Here is a 20,024-nt window from a genome sequence, read left to right on the forward strand (position 1 = left end):
CTTTATTTAATAAAGTTAACAATTATATTAACCATAACAATTAAGGGGTGAAATGTCAAAAAATTCTCTTTTTAATATTTGTAAAAGGGAATTTTGATTGTTATAAGTTCATAATCAGCGGAGGTTAGATAAAGGAAAGGGTGTTCACGATATGTACAAATTATAGGAAGAAATAATATGAAATATTGCATTTTATATTGTTACATCCAGATTTTATGTTAAATTCTTGAATGGAATATTAAAATAGGGGGCAAGGATATGAACAAGAAATCAAAGATCAATAAAGTGATGCTTAGCATTAGTACAATGGCTTTATCGTTAGGGGCACTTCAAACTCATGCAGTAGCGGAAGAAAAAGTACCGTATAATGTGCTAAAAACGAAACCGGTTGGAATTGAAAAGCCAGTAGATGAAGTTGGGCATGTTTCAAAAGTTGATGAAACCTTATCATTTCAAGAACGTTTAAAAGTAGGCGATTTTTCACAGCGACCAGCATCTATTACGAAGAAAACGGCAGTAAAGCAAGTTAAAGAAAGCTATTCAATGGCTGATTTAAACAAAATGAATGATCAAGAATTAGTTGAAACATTAGGCAGTATTAAGTGGCACCAAATTACAGATTTATTCCAGTTTAATGAAGACACAAAGGCCTTTTATAAAGATAAAGGAAAAATGCAAGTCATTATAGATGAATTAGCTCATAGAGGTAGTACATTTACGAAAGATGATTCAAAAGGAATTCAAACGTTTACTGAAGTGTTGCGTTCCGCTTTTTATCTGGCATTTTATAATAACGAATTAAGTGAATTAAATGAAAGAAGCTTCCAGGATAAATGTTTACCTGCTTTAAAAGCAATCGCAAAAAATCCAAACTTTAAGCTTGGTACAGATGAACAAGATACAGTCGTATCTGCATACGGAAAATTAATTAGTAATGCATCAAGTGATGTTGAAACAGTTCAATACGCATCAAATATTTTAAAGCAATACAATGATAATTTTACTACTTATGTAAATGATCGAATGAAGGGACAAGCAATATACGATATTATGCAAGGGATTGACTATGATATACAGTCGTATTTAGTTGAGGCCCGTAAAGAAGCGAATGAAACGATGTGGTATGGAAAAGTAGATGGGTTTATTAATGAAATAAATCGTATTGCTCTTTTAAATGAAGTAACGTCAGAAAATAAATGGCTCGTTAATAATGGTATTTATTTTGCAAGCCGTTTAGGGAAATTTCATAGCAATCCGAATAAAGGATTAGAGGTTGTTACACAAGCAATGCATATGTACCCACACTTAAGTGAACCATATTTTGTTGCGGTAGAACAAATTACAACAAATTATAATGGTAAAGATTATAGCGGGAATACAGTAGATTTAGAGAAAATACGTAAAGAAGGAAAAGAGCAGTACTTACCAAAAACGTATACATTCGATGATGGATCAATTGTGTTCAAAACAGGAGATAAAGTATCAGAAGAAAAAATTAAGAGATTATATTGGGCTGCGAAGGAAGTAAAGGCACAGTATCACCGTGTAATTGGAAATGACAAAGCATTAGAGCCAGGAAATGCGGATGATGTGTTAACAATCGTAATTTATAATAGTCCAGATGAATATCAGTTAAATAGACAATTGTATGGGTATGAAACAAACAACGGTGGAATTTATATCGAAGAAACAGGAACATTCTTTACATATGAGCGTACACCAGAGCAAAGTATTTATAGTTTAGAAGAGTTATTCCGTCATGAATTTACTCATTATCTGCAAGGGAGATATGAAGTTCCTGGTTTATTTGGAAGAGGAGATATGTATCAAAATGAAAGGTTAACTTGGTTCCAAGAAGGAAATGCAGAGTTTTTCGCAGGCTCTACTCGTACGAATAACGTTGTACCAAGAAAGAGTATAATTAGCGGATTATCATCTGATCCTGCAAGCCGTTATACTGCAGAGCGCACACTATTTGCTAAATACGGTTCTTGGGATTTCTATAATTACTCGTTCGCATTGCAGTCTTACTTATATACGCATCAGTTTGAAACATTTGATAAAATTCAAGATTTAATTCGTGCGAATGACGTGAAAAATTATGATGCATATCGTGAAAATCTAAGTAAAGATCCTAAGTTAAATAAAGAGTATCAAGAGTATATGCAGCAGTTAATTAATAATCAAGATACATACACTGTACCAGAAGTAGCTGATGATTATTTAGCTGAACATGCAACGAAGTCGTTAACAGCGGTGAAGAAAGAAATTAGTGATACGTTGCCTATGAAAGATACAAAAATGACAAAACATAATTCTCAATTCTTTAATACATTTACATTAGAAGGTACGTATACAGGTAGTGTCACAAAAGGTGAATCAGAAGATTGGAAAGCAATGAGTAAAAGAGTAAATGAATCTTTAGAACAATTGGCGCAAAAAGAATGGAGTGGCTACAAAACTGTTACAGCATACTTCGTCAATTATCGTGTGAATAGCTCAAATGAATTTGAATATGATGTAGTCTTCCATGGAATCGCAAAAGATGATGGAGAAAATAAAGCTCCGACGGTTAATGTAAACGGGCCTTATAATGGAGTTGTAAAAGAGGGAATTCAATTTAAAAGTGATGGCTCAAACGATGAAGATGGAAAAATTGTTTCTTATTTATGGGAATTTGGAGATGGAAGCACAAGTGCAGAAGTGAATCCAGTACATGTATATGAAAGAGAAGGTTCTTATAAAGTATCGTTAAGAGTAAAAGATGATAAAGGAAAAGAGAGCAGAAGCGAAACAACTGTTACGATTAAAGATGGAAGTTTAACAGAATCAGAACCAAATAATCGTCCAGAGGAAGCAAATCGTATCGGGCTAAATAGTACGATAAAAGGTAATCTTATTGGCGGGGACCACACTGATGTTTATACATTTAATGTAGCATCAGCGAAAGATATCGACATTTCTGTTTTAAATGAGTATGGAATTGGGATGACATGGGTACTTCACCATGAATCAGATATGCAAAATTATGCGGCTTACGGTCAAGCTAATGGGAATCATATAGAAGCAAAATTTAATGCAAAACCAGGTAAGTATTACTTGTATGTATATAAATATGATAATGGCGATGGAACATACGAATTGTCAGTAAAATAAGTACTTTTCCAATGTATGTTTAACTTTACTTTTTGTGGAAAATAGTATATTATATAGATATATAATATATCGGTTATTTTCTAGGAGGAGCCTGTCACAATAGGTTTCTCCTGTTCTTTTTTAGAGGCCTGTCTTACAGGCTTTTCTTTAAAGGGTAAATAACTGAAAATTTAGAACGATAATCTTTGAAAGAGGTGGGGCATACACATAACAAAAAAGGGATTGTTTAAGAGAGGGGGATAAGAAATGGCTTTGTTTGGTTATCCACTTGAAACAATTTATTTATACGGATTTATTATTGCTACTATACTCACTGTAATTTATATCTTTTTTGGAGATATATTTGAATCCATATTTAGTTTTGGAGGCGGATCTGTATCCGTTGTTACTTTATTACTTAGTTTTTTCGCCATGTTATGTGGACTTAGTTATATAGGAGAATATTTATTTTCCTTTAATAGTATTCTTATTTTTGGGGCTGCATTTGCTATATCTTTTATCGGTGTATTCATCATGAAAATACTAATTTTAAAACCGATTGCAGAAGCAGAACAAAACACGGTGCAACGTATGGATGAATTCATCGGTTGCAAAGGAGAGGTCATTACGACTATTCCTACAGAAGGGTTTGGTGAAGTATTAATTTCCTCCCAATTTGGAAACAATGCAATCCTAGCTAAAACAGTTGGAAAGAAAGATATTTCGCAAGGAACAGAGGTTATTATCGAGGGAGTCCAAGATGGTGTTTTACTTGTACAGAACATCGCTTATTCTTTAAAGAAACCAAAATTATAAGGGGGAATTTACATGACGATTCCATTAATTATCGGTGGAGTATTACTCGCAATTTTAATTCTACTCATTTTAGTATTCATTACAAAGTATCGAACAGTTGGACCAGATGAAGCATTAATTGTTACTGGAAACTGGCTTGGTGGCGGGAAAAATGTAGTTACCACTGATGATGGAAAGAAGATTAAGATTATTCGTGGTGGCGGTACTTTCGTAGTTCCGATTATGCAAAGAGCAGAGCCTTTAAGTCTATTAAACTACAAATTAGAAGTGGGAACACGTGATACGTATACGAAACAAGGTGTACCGATTACAGTAAATGGTGTTTCTATTATTAAAGTAGGATCTACCATTGAAGAAGTTTCTACAGCAGCTGAACAATATTTAGGAAAAGAAACAGAAGAGTTGAAAATAGAAGCAAAAGAAGTTTTAGAAGGTCATCTACGTGCTATTTTATCTTCTATGACAGTAGAAGATGCCTATAGTAATAGAGAGCAATTCGCTCAAAAGGTACATGAAGTAGCTTCTACAGATTTAAAGAAGATGGGACTTCGCATCGTTTCCTTTACAATTAAAGAAATCATGGATAAGAACGGTTACTTAGATGCACTTGGTCAGCCACAAATTGCGATGGTTAAGCGTGATGCAACAGTTGCAAATGCAGAGCGTGAAAAAGAGGCACGAATTGAAAAAGCTCGTGCTGAGAAAGAAGCAAAAGAAGCTGAGTATCAACGTGATGCACAAATCGCTGAAGCTGAAAAACATAAAGAGTTAAAAGTACAATCTTATAAGAGAGATCAAGAACAAGCTCGCGCAGATGCAGATCTTTCCTATGAATTACAACAAGCAAAAGCGCAACAAGGTGTTACAGAAGAGCAAATGCGCGTTAAAATCATTGAACGTGAAAAGCAAATTGAATTAGAAGAAAAAGAGATTGCGCGTCGTGAAAAGCAATATGATGCAGAAGTAAAGAAAAAGGCAGATGCAGATCGCTATGCTGTTGAACAATCAGCAGAAGCGGAAAAAGTAAAACAAATGAAAAAAGCAGATGCAGATCAATATAAAATTGAAGCGGAAGCAAGAGCACGTGCAGAAGAAGTTCGTGTAGAAGGTTTAGCGAAGGCGGAAATCGAAAAAGCGCAAGGTCAAGCAAAAGCAGAAGTACAAAAAGCACAAGGTACAGCGGAAGCAGATGTTATCAGATTAAAAGGTTTAGCAGAAGCGGAAGCGAAACAAAAAATTGCAGAGGCATTTGAGTTATATGGCCAAGCGGCGATTATGGATATGGTTCTTAACATGCTTCCAAGTTATGCGAAGGAAGTTGCAAGCCCACTTAGCAACATTGATAAAATTACAGTTGTCGATACAGGTGGCGGTGGTAAAAATAGCGGCGCCGGAAAAGTTGCAGGTTATGCGACTGATTTAATGGCAACGATGCAAGAAACATTAAAAGCTTCTTCTGGCATTGATTTAAAAGAGTTATTAGAAGGATTTGCTGGAAAAGGAGCAGTACAACAATTATCAAACGATAAACCTGTTGTATCTGTAGTAGAAGATGCGAAAAAAGAAGTAGAAAAAGATAAAGAATAGTAAAGCGGGAGGAACCTCTAGTAAGTGAGATACTAGAGGTTCTTCAGTGAATTATAATATTTCGAATAATATACATTTTTATATATTGTTTTAATTATTTAATTTATATAGAATGAAAAAGGTATGTATCAATTCTTTATGATGTAGAAAAAGATAGAGAGTCTCATCGATACATTTAAATTGTATTATTTTTATAGAAAGATTAAATGTTAATTAATTACATTTAAAACGGTATGGAGGGGTAGAAGTATGTTTCAAGGGAAATTAAGGAGTAGTAGTTTAAAAACAAAGTTACTTGTATCATTTATTATTATTTTAATTCTTCCAAGTATTGTAATTGGTTGGACGTCTTATCAACAGGCGAAGACGAATTTTAATGAAACGATTTTGAACTCGGCGAAAGATAATATAAAAATTTTGGATAATGTAATTAATAAAGAATTGGATAGTAAAAAAATAGATGCAACTTATTTTACAAAATTATTCACACAATCAAGTTACCAAGCAGATCAAATTCAAAACATACAAAATAAACTAGAAGAATACAATAAACTGCATCCAGAAATGGAAGCAATCTATACAGGATCTAGTAATGGACAGTTTATTCAATCACCAGCTATTCAGATGCCAGATGGATATAATCCTACAGAAAGAGATTGGTATAAAGAGGCAGTGAAGAAAAGCGGAGAAGTAATTGTAACTGCTCCATATAAGTCAAAAACGACAGGTAATATTGTTATTACACTAGCAAAACAAAATGAGGATAAAAGTGGCGTTCTTGGGATTGACTTAATCATTAATGATATTGTTACTACTTCCAAGATGGTTAATATCGGTAAGGAAGGGTATGTAGCAATATTTGATCAAGATAAAAATGTAGTAGCGCACCCGACACTGAAGCCAGGAGAGAAATTAGAAGAGAAACTTAGTAAAGAATTGTATAAACAGGAAGCTGGGGATGTTCATTATTCGTTAGATGGTGAAGATCGTAATATCACTTTTAAAACGAATAAGAAAACTGGATGGAAAATAGCAGGAATTATGCCTTCCAAAGAAATTATCGAAGCGGCTGAACCTATTTTCTATAAAACAATAACTGTTCTTGGAATTTCGCTACTAATCGGTGGGATTGTAATTTACTTCATTATTGCGTCTATTATTAAACCGTTAAAACAACTTGTTATATCATCGAAGAAGATTAGTGAAGGCGATTTAACAGAATCAATTACAGTTCATTCTAAAGATGAAATTGGACAGCTAGGAGAAAGCTTTAACGAGATGGCTACATCGTTACATAGTGTCATTTCCAATATAAACATTTCAGCAAGTCATGTAGCAGCATCTTCAGAAGAATTAACAGCTAGTATGAAGCAGACAAGCGAAGCAACGGAACAAATTACACAGGCGATAGAGCAAGTATCGAGTGGTGCAGAAATACAAACGAAAGAAGTTGAAGAAGGAGCAACATTGTTAGAAGAAGTTACAGAAGGAATTCAGCGTGTTGCAGATAGTTCTTCATTAGTATCTACAGCCTCTATGTATACCAAGAAAAAAGCTGAAAATGGTGGGACGTTAGTTGAAAAAACTGTGAATCAAATGCAATTAATTCATGATTCTGTTTCACAGTCAGACAAAATCATTGGTTTGTTAGACGATAAGTCGAAACAAATTGGAGCAATTCTTGAAGTGATTCAACATATTGCAGAACAGACAAATTTATTAGCGTTAAATGCGGCAATTGAGGCTGCGAGAGCTGGAGAGCAAGGAAGAGGATTTGCAATTGTAGCAGATGAAGTGCGAAAGCTAGCAGAACAATCAGGAAAGTCTTCTACGGAAATTGGAAAACTAGTGAAAGAGATTCAATTTGATATAAAAGAAACAGTAAGCTCTATGAATCAAGTTGGAACAGAAGTACAATCAGGACTTGTAGTTGCAAATGAAACGAAGCAAAGCTTTGCCGAAATATTGAAGTCTACAAATGATACAGTTGTACAAATTGATAGCATGGTAGATGTAGCAAAACAAATGACGGTAGATGCAAAGCAAGTAAGTGCATCTATTAATGAAATTGCAGCTACGATTGAAGAAAATGCGGCAAGCGTTCAAAATATTGCTGGTTCCTCTGAGGAACAATTAGCTTCAGTAGATGAAATAAATGCAGCAGCAGTTCATTTATCACAAATGGCAGAAGAATTACAAGAGATGATTGGTAAGTTTAAAATATAATAAACTGTTAAGAAACGAAGTAGTGCTTATGCTTCGTTTCTTTTTTTATGAAGATAAAAAAGAAAGAAATATATAGTAAGCGTGTTATGATAATAAAAAACTGTATTTTCTTTAAATTCTATCTTTAATTATGTTAGGGGAATGGTTTTGACATTGAAAAAATTAAAACTACAACCGAGAATTACATTAACTATTAGTACACTTATTCTTGTTGTACTTTTGCTAACAAGTTATTTATTTTTTTACATATTATCTGAAACAGTAGAAGAGCAAATTGGTAAAAGGGCCTTGCATGTTGCGAAAACAGTTGCTGCGATACCAGAAATTCAGGAAGCTTTTCAAAAAGAAAATCCAGCTTCTATTATTCAGCCAATCGCAGAAAAAATTCGAATTGATACAGAAGCTGACTTTATTGTAGTTGGAAACAAAGAGGGGATTCGTTATGCGCATCCTGAGCGAGATAAAATAGGAGAAAAAATGGTTGGCGGAGATAATAAAGGCGTTTTATTAGAAGGGAAATCTTATGTTTCGAAAGCTAATGGATCGTTAGGCCCTTCATTGCGTGGGAAAGTCCCAATCCGTAACCAGGAAAATGAAATTATCGGTGTGGTGTCTGTTGGGTTTTCAATGGCTGATATTCATGGAGCAGTAGAAGTGTATGGAAAGCGTGTATTTTGGATTACAGTAATAGGTCTTTTAATTGGGGTAATCGGCTCTATATATTTAGCGGGAAGTATAAAAAGAATGATGTTCGGGATGGAGCCAGAAGAAATTTCATCTTTATATGAAGAGCATAGTACAGTGATTCAATCTGTACGTGAAGGGATTATTGTAATCGATAAAAATGGCATGATTAGTTTAGTCAATCAAGCAGCTTATGATATTCTTTCGCTAAATAAACAACAAAATATTATTGGGGAATTTATTTTAAATGTAATTCCTAATTCAACGATACTAGATGTACTTCAAACTGGTGAAGAACAGTTTGACCGCCAATTAAATATAAAAGGACAGGCTGTTATTGCGAACCGTCTACCTATTAAAGTAAAGAATAAAGTAACTGGCGTTGTATCGAGCTTACGTTTGAAATCTGAAATGGATCAGTTAACAGCAGAATTGTCCCAGACGAAGCAATATACAGAGGCATTGCGGGCGCAAACGCATGAATATAATAATTTATTGTATACGCTTTCGGGTCTTATCCAATTAGAATCATATGAAGATGCTTTAGAGCTTATTCATAAGGAAACAGCGGTATATCAAGATTTTGTTCAATTTATTATGAAGCGGATTCAAAATCCATGGCTAGGTGGAATTTTAATTGGATTTTATAATAGAGCACGAGAGTTGAAGATTGATTTTATGCTAGATAGAGAAAGTGGTTTAGACAAATTAAGTCCACATATTGAGAGTAATTATGTCGTTTCTATTTTAGGGAATTTAATTACGAATGCATTTGAAGCAATTGAAAAAAATGAAGAGAATGATAGGAAAGTAAGGATGTTTGTAACTGATATTGGAGAAGAAATATTAATTGAAGTGGAAGATTCAGGGCAAGGGATTCATGATGAAATAATTACTAGCATATTCTATAAAGGCTTTTCGACGAAAGAAGGAGGAGAGCGAGGATATGGATTAGCAAAAGTGAAAGAGTTAGTAGAAGATTTAAATGGAAGTATTGCAATTGAAAAAGGGGATTTAGGTGGTGCGTTATTTATTATTGCACTACCGAAAGAGAGAGGCGAATAGTAATGGGTGAGGAGATTGAAGTATTAATTGTAGAAGATGATATTCGGATTGCTGACATTCATCGTCGTTTTACTGAAAAAATTGAGGGATTTAAAGTAATTGGAACGGCAACGACTGGAGAACAAGCGAAAGAATGGCTAGAGCTTGTGAAGCCACAGCTCGTGTTATTAGATGTGTACTTACCTGATATGCAGGGAACGGAACTTGTCACATATATTAGGAATCATTTGCACGATACAGATATCATTATGATTACAGCGGCATCGGAAACAGATGTAGTGAGGCACGCCCTGCGGGGCGGAGTAACAGATTATATCGTAAAGCCACTAATGTTTGATCGATTTAAAGCAAGTCTAGAAGGCTATCAAAAAAAGATTATACAGTTAAAGAAGAACAATCAATTATCTACGGAACAAATTGAATATTTATGGTCTCAAAGAGGTGTGAAGGGAGATCAAATAGAATATGCCCCGAAAGGGATAGATCCTTATACTTTAGCGAAAGTAAAAAAGCATATGTTAACAGTTAATGAAGAAGGGATTACAGCAGAAATGTTAAGCTCAATGATTGGAGTAAGCCGATCAACGGCAAGGCGCTATTTAGAGTATTTGATATCTGGGAAGAAAGTCCACGCAGAGCTAATATATGGAAGTGTTGGGAGACCGGAGAGACGTTATTTTCTTGCTTCTTCATAATAAAAAACAGTAGAGGATTTTATTTCTTCTACTGTTTTTTTGCATCTTATATTGGAATAATCCCAATTACAATTCCGGTAATTAACATAACCATTGTCGTTCCAACGGCCCACAATAAAGTGAAGCGTTGATGTTCACCGAAATCAACTTTGGCCATTCCGACCAATAAATAAGTGGAAGCGACAAGAGGACTTAATAAGTGAACGGGTTGCCCAAGTAAGGAAGCGCGTCCCATTTCAGCTGCACTAATTCCGTAAGTAGCAGCAGCTTTCGTCAAAATAGGTAATACCCCGAAGTAAAATGCATCATTAGACATGAAAAATGTGAATGGCATACTGAGAAGTGCTGTAATAATTGGTAGTTGTGGTCCAAGTGCATCTGGTATAAGAGTTACTACACTGTTAGCCATTGCATCTACCATTTTTGTTCCAGATAAAATACCAGTGAAAATACCGGCAGCAAATACGAGAGAAACAACTGCTAATACATTCCCTGCATGAGAAGCAATACGTTCTTTCTGTTGCTCTAAGTTTGGATAGTTAATCATAACAGCAATAGCAAAAGCGACTGTAAATAAAACAGGTAACGGCATAACTTCTAGTATGAGACAGACAAGTAATGTGGCGGTTAATAAAAAGTTAATCCATAGAAGTTTAGGACGTTTATGCGCTGTGGCTTCGACAGTTGCAGCTTGCTCATCCATTGTTTGCATTTGTTTTAAATACTGTACATCCATAATTCCTAAACGTTTTCTTTCTTTTTTTCCAAGATAGTAGGCAACGAAAACAACCCAAATTGCACCAGCAATCATTCCTGGAATAAGAGGTGTAAATAATTCGGAAGCCTCAAGTCCAAGTGCGCTCATAACACGAGCTGTGGGTCCACCCCAAGGTGTAAGATTTGTTACTCCCGCTCCTAACATAACAACTCCAGCTAATATGAGTGGGTTCATTCCAAGGCGCTTATATAGTGGATACATTGCAGAAACTGTAATCATGTATGTTGTTGTACCATCACCATCTAAAGAAACGATAATAGTCAATATAGCCGTTCCGACAACGATTTTTAAAGGATCTCCTTTTACAAATTTTAAAATCTTACTAATGACAGGATCAAATAAACCGCTATCAATCATAATCCCAAAATATAAAATAGCGAACATAAGCATAATACCAGTAGGTGCTAATTTTTGAATCCCCTCTAACATCATAGGCCCCATATTGGCATAGAATCCGCCAATTAATGCAAAAACACTCGGAATTAATATTAATGCTACTAGCGCTGACATACGTTTCGTCATAATTAAAAACATAAAGACAAATACCATCGCAAATCCAAGTAGTGCTAACATGTAATTTCCCCCTCAAAAGAATGATTGCGCTTTCAAAATAGAATAAAAATTCAGAAAAAGGTTTTTTATTTATAATAAAAGCATCCATTCAAATGGTAAATAATTTGAAAAATAACATCATTAGAAGCATAATTTTTATTTTGTTCATTTTGTTCACGGTAGTTAATTTGAATTTTTAAAAAGTAAGCTACTCCTCGTAAGAATGGTAGAATAAGATGAAAATAGTGAAGTGTGGAATAGGGAGTAGATTTTATATGAAAACGAGAATTGAAGAGATTTATAGCTCTTATGAAGGAAAAGTAGAGGAGATTTTTATTAATGAATCTTCTTACGTATATGAATGGGAAAAATTACTGATGATCCGAAAAAATGACGGTGAGCTTAAAAAAATTACAGTCGGGATTAGTGGAAATATAAGATTGGTAAATGTAGAAGTTGGACAGGAAATTAGTGCGGATACATTATTAGTTAAGTTAGAAGATGATTTGTTAATTACAGGCTGCGAGTGATGAGAGATGTGTAGAAATAACTACACATCTTTTTTTGTTTCCTATATTACAAAAAGCACATTGTTTTTTCACAAATCTCACACAACCTTTTGGTATTCTTTTCGTGAAGTATACGGTTTCTAGGGAGGAATATTGATGAAAGTAAAATATGTTGTACTTGCTATATGTTTATGTTTCGTATTTACGGTAGTCGGGTGTGGGAAAAAGGAAACAGCAGCTGTTGCTATTGATGAGAAACATGATAAATGTGATATTTGCCAAATTGGGGTAACAGATAATCAATTTGCAACAGAAATCATTTTAGAAAATGGAAAAGCGTTAAAGTTTGATGATATCGGTTGTATGTATAAATGGATGGAGATCAACTCAGATGAAAAGACGAAAGAGAAATTTGTTCGAGATTATGATTCGAAAGATTGGATTTCGTTAGAAGACGCTACTTACGTATATGATAAAACAATAACGACACCGATGGCTTATAATGTCATTTCATTTAAAAATAAAAAAGATGCAGAGAGCTTTGTATCTAACTATAAGGGCAAAGTTCTTTCGTATAAAGAGTTAGCAGAGCATAAATGGGAAATGAATAAAGAGATGATGGGGAAACCGAAAGCAGGAAATCATGGTGGACATCATTAATAATAGAAAAAGACAACTATATAGTTGTCTTTTTCTATTATTACTCAGGTGCAAATATAGAAAAGGTGTAAAATTTTTAGAAGAACGGTTACAATGGAATATAGTAACCTAAAGCAATCATTTATCCCGCATTAACGGGCAGTAAGATCCCCACCTCAAAATTTAGTGAAAGCAAAGAATTTAGGTGGAGATCAACTGCCCGTAAAAGCCCGATTGGTTCAACTAATAATTAGTGGTGGATGAACAAAACCCCCACTAATTAAAGTTTCACTTTATGTACTTTTTAGAAATGTATACAAATGCGGTAAAAACGTGCTAAACTAATTGCTTCATAATGTTAATGATGGGGCCATCAGGCGTATCATTTCAATAGGTTGAGAAACATAGTATAAGCTTAAGATAATCCGATTAAAGAAGGAATCTAAAGGGCTTATGGATAAATGTACTCAAGAAGAGTTATTGTATGTGATGGAGGAATGGTTAAGAAAACATTATCTTTCATAGGAGCTGTAGTTGTGAGAAAACAAAAAATTTTATTATGTATTTTATTAGGACTTTTAATGACGGTAGTGGCTTGCGATAAGCAAGAAGAACCAGAATCGAAACCGGTTCATGTGAAAAATGAAAAGAAAAAAGAGAAGCATAAAGAACAGGAAGAATCTAAAGAAGAGAAAAGTATAAATTTAATGGACAAACAGTTGTTACTTTCAGCTACTCTTGGAGACACAGAGACAGCTATGAAGTTGATTCAGGATGGAGCGAATATAAACGTAGAAGGTGACAACGGAGAAACGCCTGTCCTTGCAGCGACGTACCAAAATCATGTAGAGACAGTTAAAGCATTAATTGGTGCAGGTGCTAATATTGAAATTAAAGATGAGAAAAAAAGTAATCCACTTCTTTATGCAAGTAGAGAAGGATATACGGATATTGTAAAAGTATTAATTAATGCAGGAGTTAATACGAAAGAAACGACTAAGTCAGGTGGAACAGCACTTATTTCTGCATCTGAGCGTGGCCATGTAGAGGTTGTTAAAGAATTATTAGAGCATACAGATATTGATGTGAATTATAAAAATGAACGTGGTGGAACAGCGCTATTAGAAGCAATTGTATTAGGAAATGGTAGTGAAAACCATAAGAAAGTAATTCAATTGCTTATTGATCATGGTGCAGATGTAAATATGGCTAACAAGGAACATCTGACGCCACTGCAATACGCTGAAAAAAGAGGTTTTAAAGATATTGTAAATATGTTGAGGGTAGCTGGAGCGAATGAAGTAGTACAGCCACAACAACCAGTAGAGTAACAAACGAAAAATAATCCCATTTAGATAGACAGAATGAAGAAATCAGTTAGTATGATGGATTCAGTAATGTGTATTTGAATGGGATTTTTGTTTTGAACATGAAAAATAGATTATGAATGGATGGTATATGGGGTAAATAAGGAGGATATAAATGACTCTCTGAGAACTTGATTTAATAGTAATTCAGGCAGAGGTTTTATTTGTTCATAATCAAGTAGGAAAAATGAAATATGTAAATGAACAAGGAAATCCGAAAGCACCACGTTTTTTTCTTGGCAGAACTCGTGAAGGGGGTATAACGAGATATCATTGTAATGTGGATGATGAAACGGTAAGTAAGATTGAGAAGTTAATTCGAGAACCTTCAAAGCATATAGAGATAGCAAAGATTATTAATGTATTAAATGAAGAAAGAACAGTGGAAAATATTTGGATGGGTCCTGCTTTCATGTTTACTAGTAATTTACATAAGCCGACTAGAACAATACAAATAACGGAGAAGAATAGAGAGCTTTTACGAGAAAATTTTCCTAATCTAATAGAACAGATGGAATGGAGGAAACCTTATTTTGCAATTGTAAAAAATGAAAAGGTGGTTTCTGTTTGTTGCAGTGCCAGAAGTACCCCCGTAGCTGCTGAGTGCTGAGGGAAGTGTGGAAACTTTAACCGAGTTTCAAGGGAATGGATATGGTACTGATGTTGTTACAGCTTGGGCCATAGCAATACAAGAGGAAAAGCGCATTCCACTTTATAGTACTTCCTGGGATAATTATGCCTCACAAGCAGTTGCGAGAAAACTAAAACTGATTGACTATGGAATGAATTTGCATATCACTTGAATTTTAAAGATAGTTGTTGCGTTCTGTTGGAGTTCATTCATATATCTAGATTATTGTAAAAAGTAATGTGGTGAATATTAACACTCGATTAACACCTAATTAACAAACTATCAAAACTGGCTTAATAAATGAGTAATATAGTAAAGGTAACAAAATAACTAGGGTAGAGAACATTTGAGAACACCCGCTTACATATAATGTGCCGCTTTCTTAGGTGTGCTCTATTCCCTAGAGTTCAAATAAGGAGAAAGGCGTTCTATGTAAGTAGGTGTTTTTAGTTTGGATAAAAATAGAACAGTTAGGTGGAATGAATGTTTAAAGAACCTTATATTGCGATGATAAAGGATTGGAAAGGATACAAAGCATACAAACAATTGCCGAAAACAGTTTTTCTTATGACGGGTTCAATGCTGGAATTACCAGAGCGTGTATACGAATTGCAGAAACATGGACATGATGTATTTCTTCATTGTGATTTTATACAAGGCTTAAATACGAATACAGAGGAAGCGCTTTTGTATATTCAAGATGTTATCGGGGCACAAGGCATTATTTCAACAAAGGGTTCGACAATTCGAAATGCTAATAAAATTGGATTGAAAACAATTCAACGTATTTTTATTGTAGATACTTTATCCCTTACTAAATCAATTGAAAATTGTAAAACGACTAAACCAAATGCAGTAGAGATTATGCCGGGGATTATGCCTTCTATAATTAAACAGCTAGCAGAGGAAATAGAGTTTCCTATTATTGCAGGCGGGCTGATTCAAACGCGAGAAGATGCGGAAATTGCAATTCGTGCAGGAGCAAGTGCGATTTCAACAAGTCATTATGAAGTATGGATACAAGAAGAAAAAAGGAGTGCAACCTTGTGATTGAATTGAAAAATGTTTCAAAGGTATATAAAAATGCAAAAGAGACGGCGGTTAAAGGCGTATCGGTTCATATTAAGAAGGGCGAATTTTTTGTTTTAGTTGGACCTTCGGGATGCGGGAAAAGCACATTATTACGAATGATTGCTGGCTTAGAAGAGATTTCTTCGGGAGATTTAATTATTAATGAACGTGTTGCAAATGATATAGAGCCGAAAGACCGTAATCTATCAATGGTATTTCAAAATTATGCATTATATCCACACTTATCTGTAGAAGAAAATATTTTATTTGGACTTAAGGTAAGAAAAGTACAAAAAGAAGAGCGACAAAAGCGATTAATGGAAGCTATTGAAATGGTAGGACTGAAAGAGTATGTGAAAATGAAACCAGGCCAATTATCAGGCGGACAAAGACAGCGTGTTGCACTTGCCAGGGCAATTGTGAGTCAAGCACCAATCTGTTTAATGGATGAACCACTTTCGAATTTAGATGCAAAATTACGTGCGCAAATGAGAATTGAAATTAGAGAAATTCAGCAGCGATTAGGAATTACGATGATTTACGTTACCCACGATCAAATAGAAGCGATGACTATGGGAGATCGTATCATGGTTTTAAATAAAGGAAGTATACAGCAAGTTGGAACACCACTTGACATATATAACGAACCAGCAAACGAATTTGTTGCAAGCTTTATAGGTTCTCCTTCTATGAATATAAATGATGGAAAAGTAGATAAAGAAAAAGGTGTATTACATATAGGGCAATTGCAAATTCCATTATCTATTGGACAGTTAAAGCAATTACCAGAAGGAATAATTCGTATAGGCATGCGTCCTGAGCATATTGCACTGTCTGAGGAAGGACAAGAAGTGACGCTGCAATCTGTAGAAGTATTAGGGAATGAATCTATATTAAATTTTGCGGTAAATGGAACAACTTGGAGTGCGAAAGTCATCGGACAGTTACTCCTGAACAAAGGTGACAAAGTAAAATTATTATTCTCGCAAGAAAAGTTATGCTTCTTTAACGAAAACACGAATGAACGCTTAAAAGTGGTAGCTGAAGAAGAGTTGAAAGTGGTGGCGAAATAATGATCGAAGTAAGTAAGTTACCAGTTCAAACAAAGGTGTCAAAAAAGAAAAAATTATGGGAGAGAACGAAAGATTTAAGAATAGGATTATTGTTTTTGGCGCCATCTATTTTGTTATTTTCGATTTTTCTGTTCTATCCATTGTTTAGGACGATTTATTATAGTTTTTATTTAACCGATATACATGGAGAAGCTAATCTCTTCGTTGGCTTAGAAAATTATCAATATTTATTCTCTGATCCAGCCTTCTACAAAAGTATAAAATCAACTTTATTATTTGTTTTATATACAGTTCCTACGAGTATTATATTTGCTTTGTTTCTTGCATTGATTGCAAATGGAAAGGTAAGAGGTATTGGGTTATTCCGAGTTCTGTTTTCTTCGACGATGGGAATATCAGTAGCTGCTAGTGCAGTGATTTGGCTATTTTTATTTCATCCAAGTGTAGGATTATTTAATAATATATTAGCCTCTATGAACCTTCCTGCAATCGCATGGTTAACGAGTCCGGACTGGGCACTATTCTCTGTATCAGTTACAACAGTTTGGATGAATACAGGTTTTGCATTTTTAGTTATATTAGGTGGTTTACAAAATATTGATACGTCTTTATATGAGAGTGCATCTATAGATGGTGCTAGTTATTTATATAAGCTTCGCCGTGTTACATTACCGATGCTATCGCCAACTTTATTCTTTATTGTAACAGTAACATTAATTAGTGCGTTCCAAAGCTTTGGACAAATTGATATTTTAACGCACGGTGGACCAAATGATGCAACGAATTTAATTGTGTACTCGATTTACAAAGAGGCGTTTGTGAATCATCAATTTGGAACAGCAAGTGCACAAGCGATGGTATTATTTGTTTTCATTTTCGTTGCTACATTACTTCAATTTAAGTTTGCTGAGAGAAAGGTGCATTATAAATGATTGTTAAACAGTGGAAACAAAATTTCCTATTATACATGCTACTCATTATTAGTGCAGTGATGGTGTTTTTTCCTGTACTGTATGCATTTTTAATAAGCTTTATGACACCAGACGATATTCAAATGAGAAGGTTATTTCCGACCCAGTTTACTTTTGATAATTTCATTAATATTTTTCAAAAAGTACCGCTTTTTACATACTTATATAACAGTTTAATTGTATCGACAGTCGTTATGATTGGACAACTTATCGTATCAAGTTTAGCAGCTTATGCTTTTGTTTTTCTTCAGTTTAAAGGGAGAAACTTAATTTTCTTCCTGTTTATTTCAACGATGCTTATTCCGTGGGAAGCAACGATGGTGCCTAACTTTTTAACGATTCAAAACTTTGGCTGGATCAATAGTTTCGCCGGGATGACAGTGCCGTTTTTTGCAACAGCTTTCGGTATTTTCTTGTTACGCCAACATTTTATGACACTCCCGAATGAACTGAAAGAAGCTGCTTTTATTGAAGGGATTGGAAATATAAGATTTTTATTCAGCGTTGTAATACCGTATTGTAAAACGAGTTTTATTACGCTTGGAGTATATAGCTTTTTAACAACATGGAATATGTATTTATGGCCACTTTTAGTGACCACTGATGAAAAAGTAAGAACAGTGCAAATCGGTGTAAAGCAGCTTCAGTCTCAAGAAGTTGCAACTGATTGGGGAAGTGTAATGGCCGGTGTTACGGTTATCGTTATTCCAACATTGATTTTACTATTTTTAGGACAAAAACAATTACAACAAGGATTAACAAAAGGTGCAATTAAATAACTAAGAGAAGGTGAGCTTAAAATGAGTTTAGTAAAAAAAGGTGCTGCCCTATTAATGGCAGCAACAATGGCATTATCTAGTGCCGCTTGTTCAAATAGTAAAACAGAGGGAAAACCTGAAGCGCAGGCAAAAGTAGCACCAGTTGAAAAAAATGGTGATAAAACTGTAATTCGCTTCTGGCATGCGATGGGTGGAAAAACACAAGGTGTACTAGATAGTCTTGTTGCAGACTATAATAAGTCACAAAGTAAATACGAGATAAAGGCAGAGTTCCAAGGGACATATGAAGAGTCTTTAACGAAGTTTAGAACGATGTCTGCAACGAAAGAAGCGCCAGCTCTTGTTCAATCGAGTGAAATTACAACGAAATATATGATTGATAGCAAAAAAATCACACCAATTGATAGCTGGATAAAAAAAGATAAGTACGATACGTCAAAATTAGAAAAAGCAATTACAAATTATTATTCAGTTGATGGAAAAATGTATTCTATGCCATTTAATTCATCTACACCAGTATTAATTTATAATAAAGATGCTTTCGCAAAGGCGGGCTTAGATCCAGAGAAAGCTCCAAAAACATATGTGGAATTACAAGAAGCAGCGAAAAAGTTAACGATTAAAGAAGGCGGAAATGTAAAACAATATGGATTCTCCATGCTTAACTATGGTTGGTTCTTTGAAGAGTTGTTAGCGACACAAGGTGCTTTATATGTAGATAATGAAAACGGCCGTAAAGATGCTGCAAAGAAGGCGGTATTTAACGGTAAAGAAGGACAGAAAGTATTTGGAATGTTAGATGATTTAAATAAAGCTGGCGCACTTGGAAAGTATGGAGCAAGTTGGGATGATATTCGTGCTGCGTTCCAGTCTGGACAAGTTGCTATGTATTTAGATTCTTCAGCAGGTGTTCGCGATTTAATTGATGCATCTAAGTTTAATGTAGGTGTTTCATATATTCCATATCCAGAGGATTCGAAACAAAATGGTGTTATCATTGGAGGTGCATCATTATGGATGACGAATATGGTTTCAGAAGAAACGCAACAAGGTGCTTGGGACTTTATGAAATATTTAACGAAGCCAGACGTACAAGCGAAATGGCATACGGCAACAGGCTATTTCTCAATTAATCCAGATGCATATAATGAGCCGTTAGTAAAAGAGCAATATGAAAAATATCCACAGTTGAAAGTAACAGTAGATCAACTGCAAGCGACGAAGCAATCTCCAGCAACACAAGGTGCTTTAATTAGTGTATTCCCAGAATCACGAGATGCAGTTGTAAAAGCATTAGAAGCAATGTATGACGGAAAGAATAGTAAAGAAGCGTTAGATGAAGCTGCCAAAGCAACAGATAGAGCAATTAGCATTTCATCTCGTACGAGTCAAAAATAAGAGAAAGCCGTATCCTTAAAAGGGATACGGCTTTCTTTATAGGGAGAT

The 20,024-nt window shown here is 34.7% G+C and carries 15 protein-coding genes and 1 pseudogene; 15 read left to right on the forward strand and 1 reads right to left on the reverse strand.

Translation table 11 applies throughout. The features are described from left to right. The first annotated feature begins 258 nt into the window (after nt 1-258). From colA to AC0ONG_RS01400, 6 genes are all read left to right on the forward strand, one after another. A complete protein-coding gene (colA, locus tag AC0ONG_RS01375; RefSeq protein WP_001036431.1) occupies nt 259-3,156 on the forward strand; it encodes a collagenase ColA in 2,898 nt (965 codons plus the stop codon). 246 nt (nt 3,157-3,402) lie between these two features. Next, nucleotides 3,403-3,951, forward strand: a complete 549-nt coding sequence (locus AC0ONG_RS01380; RefSeq protein ID WP_001173143.1) for an NfeD family protein — start codon at nt 3,403-3,405, stop codon at nt 3,949-3,951. 12 nt (nt 3,952-3,963) lie between these two features. After that, nucleotides 3,964-5,538 (forward strand): flotillin family protein, encoded by a 1,575-nt coding sequence (locus AC0ONG_RS01385; RefSeq protein WP_000154996.1) that lies wholly within the window; start codon nt 3,964-3,966, stop codon nt 5,536-5,538. A 249-nt stretch (nt 5,539-5,787) separates the two neighbouring features. Then, nucleotides 5,788-7,764: a methyl-accepting chemotaxis protein gene (locus AC0ONG_RS01390; protein ID WP_000486200.1), complete on the forward strand. Its 1,977-nt coding sequence runs from the start codon at nt 5,788-5,790 to the stop codon at nt 7,762-7,764. 141 nt (nt 7,765-7,905) lie between these two features. Further along, nucleotides 7,906-9,513 (forward strand): ATP-binding protein, encoded by a 1,608-nt coding sequence (locus tag AC0ONG_RS01395; protein ID WP_003255872.1) that lies wholly within the window; start codon nt 7,906-7,908, stop codon nt 9,511-9,513. 2 nt (nt 9,514-9,515) lie between these two features. Then, nucleotides 9,516-10,208 (forward strand): response regulator, encoded by a 693-nt coding sequence (locus tag AC0ONG_RS01400; protein ID WP_000503468.1) that lies wholly within the window; start codon nt 9,516-9,518, stop codon nt 10,206-10,208. 46 nt (nt 10,209-10,254) lie between these two features. On the opposite strand, the gene AC0ONG_RS01405 is transcribed toward AC0ONG_RS01400, so the two are convergent. Next, the gene (locus AC0ONG_RS01405) at nt 10,255-11,559 is read right to left on the reverse strand and encodes a CitMHS family transporter (protein ID WP_000880475.1); all 1,305 of its coding nucleotides are present in this window, start codon (nt 11,557-11,559) and stop codon (nt 10,255-10,257) included. 254 nt (nt 11,560-11,813) lie between these two features. On the opposite strand from AC0ONG_RS01405, the gene AC0ONG_RS01410 reads away from it, so the two are divergent. The 9 genes and pseudogenes from AC0ONG_RS01410 to AC0ONG_RS01450 all read left to right on the forward strand — a co-directional run bounded on the left by AC0ONG_RS01410 (nt 11,814) and on the right by AC0ONG_RS01450 (nt 19,976). Further along, nucleotides 11,814-12,068 (forward strand): hypothetical protein, encoded by a 255-nt coding sequence (locus AC0ONG_RS01410; RefSeq protein ID WP_000857378.1) that lies wholly within the window; start codon nt 11,814-11,816, stop codon nt 12,066-12,068. Between the two features lie 135 nt (nt 12,069-12,203). Further along, nucleotides 12,204-12,707, forward strand: a complete 504-nt coding sequence (locus AC0ONG_RS01415) for a nitrous oxide reductase accessory protein NosL (RefSeq protein ID WP_000865665.1) — start codon at nt 12,204-12,206, stop codon at nt 12,705-12,707. A gap of 440 nt (nt 12,708-13,147) precedes the next feature. Beyond that, nucleotides 13,148-14,017: an ankyrin repeat domain-containing protein gene (locus AC0ONG_RS01420; protein WP_000287334.1), complete on the forward strand. Its 870-nt coding sequence runs from the start codon at nt 13,148-13,150 to the stop codon at nt 14,015-14,017. 223 nt (nt 14,018-14,240) lie between these two features. Next, nucleotides 14,241-14,856: pseudogene (locus AC0ONG_RS01425) on the forward strand (GNAT family N-acetyltransferase). A 311-nt stretch (nt 14,857-15,167) separates the two neighbouring features. Beyond that, on the forward strand, nt 15,168-15,734 hold the full coding sequence (locus AC0ONG_RS01430) for a glycerol-3-phosphate responsive antiterminator (protein WP_000472005.1): 567 nt from the start codon (nt 15,168-15,170) through the stop codon (nt 15,732-15,734). After that, nucleotides 15,731-16,828, forward strand: coding sequence for an ABC transporter ATP-binding protein (locus AC0ONG_RS01435; protein ID WP_000571394.1), 1,098 nt, complete (start codon nt 15,731-15,733; stop codon nt 16,826-16,828). Before AC0ONG_RS01430 ends, AC0ONG_RS01435 begins: the two co-directional genes overlap by 4 nt. Beyond that, entirely contained in the window at nt 16,828-17,760 is a 933-nt protein-coding gene (locus AC0ONG_RS01440; RefSeq protein WP_000573795.1) for a carbohydrate ABC transporter permease, read from the forward strand. Before AC0ONG_RS01435 ends, AC0ONG_RS01440 begins: the two co-directional genes overlap by 1 nt. Then, a complete protein-coding gene (locus AC0ONG_RS01445) occupies nt 17,757-18,578 on the forward strand; it encodes a carbohydrate ABC transporter permease (protein ID WP_000635946.1) in 822 nt (273 codons plus the stop codon). Before AC0ONG_RS01440 ends, AC0ONG_RS01445 begins: the two co-directional genes overlap by 4 nt. 21 nt (nt 18,579-18,599) lie before the next feature. Beyond that, nucleotides 18,600-19,976: an ABC transporter substrate-binding protein gene (locus AC0ONG_RS01450; RefSeq protein WP_000060581.1), complete on the forward strand. Its 1,377-nt coding sequence runs from the start codon at nt 18,600-18,602 to the stop codon at nt 19,974-19,976. The last annotated feature ends 48 nt before the right edge of the window (nt 19,977-20,024 follow it).

The organism is Bacillus sp. TCT6, assembly GCF_056033845.1.

Excerpts from the sequence above, each read along its gene's own strand:
- colA (WP_001036431.1), top strand. The coding sequence starts at position 259 with ATGAACAAGAAATCAAAGATCAATAAAGTGATGCTTAGCATTAGTACA.
- AC0ONG_RS01380 (WP_001173143.1), top strand. The coding sequence starts at position 3,403 with ATGGCTTTGTTTGGTTATCCACTTGAAACAATTTATTTATACGGATTT.
- AC0ONG_RS01385 (WP_000154996.1), top strand. The coding sequence starts at position 3,964 with ATGACGATTCCATTAATTATCGGTGGAGTATTACTCGCAATTTTAATT.
- AC0ONG_RS01390 (WP_000486200.1), top strand. The coding sequence starts at position 5,788 with ATGTTTCAAGGGAAATTAAGGAGTAGTAGTTTAAAAACAAAGTTACTT.
- AC0ONG_RS01395 (WP_003255872.1), top strand. The coding sequence starts at position 7,906 with ATGGTTTTGACATTGAAAAAATTAAAACTACAACCGAGAATTACATTA.
- AC0ONG_RS01400 (WP_000503468.1), top strand. The coding sequence starts at position 9,516 with ATGGGTGAGGAGATTGAAGTATTAATTGTAGAAGATGATATTCGGATT.
- AC0ONG_RS01405 (WP_000880475.1), bottom strand. The coding sequence starts at position 11,559 with ATGTTAGCACTACTTGGATTTGCGATGGTATTTGTCTTTATGTTTTTA.
- AC0ONG_RS01410 (WP_000857378.1), top strand. The coding sequence starts at position 11,814 with ATGAAAACGAGAATTGAAGAGATTTATAGCTCTTATGAAGGAAAAGTA.
- AC0ONG_RS01415 (WP_000865665.1), top strand. The coding sequence starts at position 12,204 with ATGAAAGTAAAATATGTTGTACTTGCTATATGTTTATGTTTCGTATTT.
- AC0ONG_RS01420 (WP_000287334.1), top strand. The coding sequence starts at position 13,148 with ATGTACTCAAGAAGAGTTATTGTATGTGATGGAGGAATGGTTAAGAAA.
- AC0ONG_RS01430 (WP_000472005.1), top strand. The coding sequence starts at position 15,168 with ATGTTTAAAGAACCTTATATTGCGATGATAAAGGATTGGAAAGGATAC.
- AC0ONG_RS01440 (WP_000573795.1), top strand. The coding sequence starts at position 16,828 with ATGATCGAAGTAAGTAAGTTACCAGTTCAAACAAAGGTGTCAAAAAAG.
- AC0ONG_RS01445 (WP_000635946.1), top strand. The coding sequence starts at position 17,757 with ATGATTGTTAAACAGTGGAAACAAAATTTCCTATTATACATGCTACTC.
- AC0ONG_RS01450 (WP_000060581.1), top strand. The coding sequence starts at position 18,600 with ATGAGTTTAGTAAAAAAAGGTGCTGCCCTATTAATGGCAGCAACAATG.